The sequence below is a fragment of the Chamaesiphon sp. OTE_8_metabat_110 genome, from assembly GCF_031382685.1.
Taxonomy (GTDB): Bacteria; Cyanobacteriota; Cyanobacteriia; order Cyanobacteriales; family Chamaesiphonaceae; genus Chamaesiphon.
On sequence record NZ_JANMZA010000194.1, the window covers coordinates 1 to 4,723 of the forward strand.

8 protein-coding genes are annotated in these 4,723 nt (G+C 44.3%); 2 read left to right on the plus strand and 6 right to left on the minus strand.

All coding sequences use genetic code 11. From position 1 onward, the window contains the following. The coding region (locus RMO52_RS07070; protein ID WP_310412272.1) for an RNA-binding protein at positions 1-202 on the minus strand (202 nt) is incomplete at its 3' end. Positions 203-634: 432 nt separating this feature from the next. Between RMO52_RS07070 and sipA the strand changes: the two genes are divergently transcribed. Beyond that, complete coding sequence (sipA, locus tag RMO52_RS07075) at positions 635-856, plus strand: regulatory protein SipA (RefSeq protein WP_309738086.1); 222 nt, start codon at positions 635-637, stop codon at positions 854-856. 112 nt (positions 857-968) lie between these two features. Further along, on the plus strand, positions 969-1,496 hold the full coding sequence (locus RMO52_RS07080; RefSeq protein ID WP_310412275.1) for a DUF4149 domain-containing protein: 528 nt from the start codon (positions 969-971) through the stop codon (positions 1,494-1,496). A 19-nt stretch (positions 1,497-1,515) separates the two neighbouring features. Here RMO52_RS07080 and RMO52_RS07085 read toward each other — a convergent pair whose 3' ends face one another. The 5 genes from RMO52_RS07085 to RMO52_RS07105 all read right to left on the minus strand — a co-directional run. After that, positions 1,516-2,193, minus strand: coding sequence for a class I SAM-dependent methyltransferase (locus tag RMO52_RS07085; protein ID WP_309738084.1), 678 nt, complete (start codon positions 2,191-2,193; stop codon positions 1,516-1,518). A 151-nt stretch (positions 2,194-2,344) separates the two neighbouring features. After that, positions 2,345-2,632 carry a P-II family nitrogen regulator gene (locus RMO52_RS07090; RefSeq protein WP_309738083.1) on the minus strand — a complete coding sequence of 96 codons (288 nt, stop codon included), beginning with the start codon at positions 2,630-2,632 and terminating at the stop codon, positions 2,345-2,347. Positions 2,633-2,634: 2 nt separating this feature from the next. Further along, positions 2,635-3,633 (minus strand): sodium-dependent bicarbonate transport family permease, encoded by a 999-nt coding sequence (locus RMO52_RS07095; protein ID WP_309738082.1) that lies wholly within the window; start codon positions 3,631-3,633, stop codon positions 2,635-2,637. 35 nt (positions 3,634-3,668) lie between these two features. Continuing rightward, positions 3,669-3,908 (minus strand): hypothetical protein, encoded by a 240-nt coding sequence (locus RMO52_RS07100; RefSeq protein WP_310412279.1) that lies wholly within the window; start codon positions 3,906-3,908, stop codon positions 3,669-3,671. Continuing rightward, a partial coding sequence (locus RMO52_RS07105; protein ID WP_310412282.1) for a lyase family protein occupies positions 3,905-4,723 on the minus strand: 819 nt, incomplete at its 5' end. The genes RMO52_RS07100 and RMO52_RS07105, both read right to left, overlap by 4 nt.

Here is a 4,723-nt window from a genome sequence, read left to right on the forward strand (position 1 = left end):
TCCATTCAGCGCCATCGAGAGCTTCGATAGCAGCAGATTCTTCTGCGTCTGTTTCCATTTCCACAAAAGCAAAACCGCGTAGACGACCAGTTTCCCGATCGGTAGGCAATTGAACTCGCTTGACTTTACCGTACTCGGCAAAAGTCTGAGTTAGGTCATCCTGCGTAACTTCGTAGGATAAATTGCCGACGTAAATTGACATATCGCTGTCTCCAGAATCCTGTAGGTGTAGAGAGTTAGATTCGGAGAAAAGCTTGTAAAAAGAACCATACAGCCGAAAATAATCTTCACCTCTTATAGTAGCACAGGATTAGTCAAACCGATCGCCTACCGTCAGATAGATGATGTCCCAAGTTAATAATTTAGTAATAGTAAAAAGCAGATCGACCAATTCAAGTAACACTATAGATTAGAGGTGCGATCGATCGTCTCTAAATCTCGCTCTATCACACTCAGCAACATCATCAACCAGTAGTAACATCTACCTAATGACAGATTTTTGGAGTAGATCGCGGCGAAATTCACCAGATCTAATCTCGCTCTAGTTCGCATTCACACCAGAATCGATCGCTAAGGCGATAAATCATCGATAATTAGTAATCGATAATTAATCATTAATAACTTATGTCTAATTATGTTTAAAGAACTTAATATTGGCACTAATGTGCGCATAATTGCGTTACCGACTCATCTCAAAACTGCCGATCCGATGCCGATGTTACGTTCGCCAAGCTTGCTACCAGTGGGAACGCGCGGATTAATTATCGATCGCAAACCCGGCAATTATTGGGTAGTAAAATTCGAGCGGGGGGCATTTTTACTGGAAGATCGCTATTTAGAACCGATTGAAGACTAACTTAACCGGAACTTTGCTGCTGAAATAGGTCTGCGTCGATACAAAAATTAGTATTGCTTATCGGTCTGATAAGTTATCCTGAATAATAAGGTTCGATATAAAGGTGGATAACATGACGCAAGCATTTGATGGCGGTCAACAGAGTAGATTCTCGATCGGCGATATCGCTGCCCAAAGATGGCAAAACCTCGTTACTGGTAGCTTGGGTTTTTGGCTCAGTGGTAGTTTGATTTTAGATTTAGTCATCATGCCCACCTTATGGACGACGGGGATGATGGAGAGCAGTGGATTTGCTTCGGCAAGCTACAGTATTTTCTGGATTTTTAATCGGGTAGAGTTGCTGTGTGCGGCAATAATCTTAAGCGGTGTGTGGGCACTGAGCAAACTATCGGATCGCATGAATCATCAGTCTCAGATGTTGGCAAGTGCAGTGATGCTGATGGCGATCGCGATGAGCTATACTTTCGTAGTAACGCCTTATATGAGTGGATTGGGTATCGATTTAGATATTTTTGCGACCACCAAATCTTTGCCTGTAGAAATGAATCAGATGCACTCGATTTACTGGGTGTTGGAAGCCAGTAAACTCGGGATTGCTAGTTTGTTATTGTCTTTATGCCAACGCTCGACAGTCAAGTAGTTGCCAAGAGTGCCTTTGGTTATCGCTCCGAGATCCCAATGAAAATCGCCGCAGCGGGTTTACCTGTCTGCGGAAGAATGGGTTCGCGGATTTCGACGATCGATAAGCCGTTGGTAGCATAGAGTTGCACCCAAGTCTCCATCGTGCGAAAATACCACGGCGTGGGTGTAAAGCCACTACTGAAGCCATCCCAGCTTGTAGAACGCCAACTATCGACATATGTGAAATTGCCACAGACAAGTAAGGGATGTAGTGTCTGGACGATAAAAGAACCCTGGGGATTGAGTAGCGAACGGATCGATCGGAATAGACTCGTTACTGATTGTTGTCCCAGTAAGGAAAAATTAGCAACTACCACATCGAACTTTTCCGCTAATTTACCGCCAGCGATCTCTTCATAGGAGAGTAGCTCGAATCTCTGGCTACCATTCAGACGTGCGCGATCGATAAATGCTGGGATAATATCGGTACCCAGGACATCCATGCCCAGTAATGTTAATTCCCGAGCTAGCCAACCTTCACCACAACCAAGATCGAGGACTTTGCGCCCATTTTGACTGACGACGGCATCGATTATCGCTCGATCGGTTACTAATTTACGACTTTCAATCTGCCGCTCCTCAATTGCGATAATCCAAGGGGCGGCATTTTTGTGCCAAGATTCGATAATTTCCAGATCTTTATCAACGATTTTCATCAAGATATTCCCGAGGTTAAGTTAGCAGGAAAATACAATTATCGATCGGATGGATTCTGTCTAAAACCTAGATGGTGGGCAGTGCCCACCCTACTACTGGGACTACTGGGACTACATTCTACTAATTATTAATTATTAATTATTAATTATTTTAATGAGCGATCCATTCTGCATCGGTGACAATAAATATTCCTCCAAGTTTTTTGAGTAGGGGTTGCATTGCATTAGACAATTGCTCTGCCATTATTAACTCAGTACAGATAATCATAATATAGCTATTAGTAATCAAATCGTCTCCAGAATAGCCATGTTCGCCGCTGCCAGAGACATTATTAATCACTGTATAGCCAGCGATCGCATTTTTTCTGAGAATTTTCAAGACAGCAGGAACTTCGAGATAACTAACAATAATTTCAACCTTTTTAACTTTTTGCAGCACGTTTAAATTCCCAATATTTTAATAGTCTGTAAATAAATCGGAATCCCAACAATGATATTGAAGGGAAAGGTGATTGCCAATGCCATCGAGACATATAAACTAGGATTGGCTTCCGGCACAGTCATCCGCATCGCGGCAGGTACGGCAATGTAGGACGCACTGGCACAAAGTACGGAAAATAGCAGCGCATTACCTTGTCCCATGCCAATTGCCTTGGCTAAGAAAATTCCGATGAGCGCATTGGCAATCGGCATCAAAATGGCAAAACCAATTAGGAACATCCCAGTTTTGCGAAGATCCTGAATCCGGCGTGCGGCGACTAATCCCATATCCAATAGAAAGAACATTAAAGCGCCATAAAAAAGGTCTTTTTCGACAAATAAATGTACTTTTGCCCAGCCATCTCCACCAGTAAGCACACCAATAATCAGGCTCCCGATTAAAAGTAAGACCGAACCATTTAAAAAAGCCTCGCGCAACACTTCACCCCAAGAAATTTCTGCGCTATCGTCTTTATCTACAGATAGCTCGGTTTCTTTTTTATTAAACACTCTGACGAGAATTAATCCGACGACGATCGCGGGTGATTCCATCAGTGCTAAAGCTGCTACCATATGACCACCGTAAGGAATCTGAAGCTTATCGAGCAGCGAACTCGCCGTAATAAAAGTCACCGCACTGATCGAGCCATAAGTAGCGGCGATCGCTGCTGCATTATAATTATCTAACCTAATTTTTAGAATAAAAAAGGAATAGACTGGTACGATCGAAGCCATAACGATGGCGGCTATTAATGTGCTGATAATTAAGGGACTCAAACCACTTTCAAATAATTCATGTCCGCCTTTAAAACCGATTGCCACTAGCAGATAGAGTGAAAATAGTTTGGGCAGTGGATTGGGGATTTCTAAATCGGACTGCACAAAAATCGCTATCATGCCCAGGAAAAAGAATAGTACGGGCGGATTTAAGATATTAGACAGAATTAAACTACTATCCATCGCAGCTTCAAAATTTTGCTATTAATGTTCGTTCATTATCCGGCTGTTGGTGACAAGTCGGGCAATTGTTTCAATCGATCGATACAATTGGGTAAGAGATGGGAGATGGGAGAGGGTAGATGGGAGACGAACAAATCTTTTTGTCGTAGGTTGGGTTGAGCCGCGTTGGCGTAGAGGGTAGGGTGGGCACTGCCCACCATATGGGTTTCAGGCTTTTCTGGTGCGATCGATATTTGCGCCGACTTACTTGTGTCTACTGCTGCGATGTACCTCAAGCTGAGGGTAATTGACTCATTTTGTCTAGATCTAAAACCTGTGCTAACAAATCTGGCTCCATCAGTCCTTGCTCTAGGACGATTTGCCGCAGAGATTTACCTGTAGCTAGGGACTCCTTGGCGACACTAGCAGCATTGAGATAACCGATATGAGTATTGAGCGCCGTGACGAGTGCGAGACTGCCTTCAGCGTAGTCATGACAGCGTTCGGGATTGGCGGTGATGTCGACGATACATTGGTCTGTCAGAGCTTGCAGGGCATTGCCCAAGATCTCGATGCTATGAATCAGATCGTAAGCAATCAGGGGCATCATCACATTTAATTCCAATTGTCCTGCTTGGGCGGCCATCTCGATCGATCGATCGAATCCCATCACTTGAAAACAGACCATCGAGATCATTTCTGCCATCACTGGGTTGTATTTTCCGGGCATGATTGACGAGCCAGGTTGGACAGGAGGCAGTTGAATTTCTTTGAAACCAGTCTTAGGGCCAGAGTCCATCAATCGCAGGTCGTGGGAGATTTTTACTAGGTCTGCGGCGAGATTGCGGAGACTGCCAGAGACATTTACAAATGGTGCCATGCTTTGCATTGCTGCCATCAAGTGCGGGGCGACGGTTAGAGGTTGCCCGATTAATTCTCCCAGAATCTGGGCGACAGTCGATCGATATTCTGGGTGGGTATTTAGTCCCGTACCGACGGCACTACCACCCAAGCCGAGCTTGGTTAAATCTTTAGCAGCGATAGTAATTCGTGCCTGATGGTCGCGTAAGATTTGAGCAAAAGCGCCGAAACTGTCGCCTAGTCTGACTGG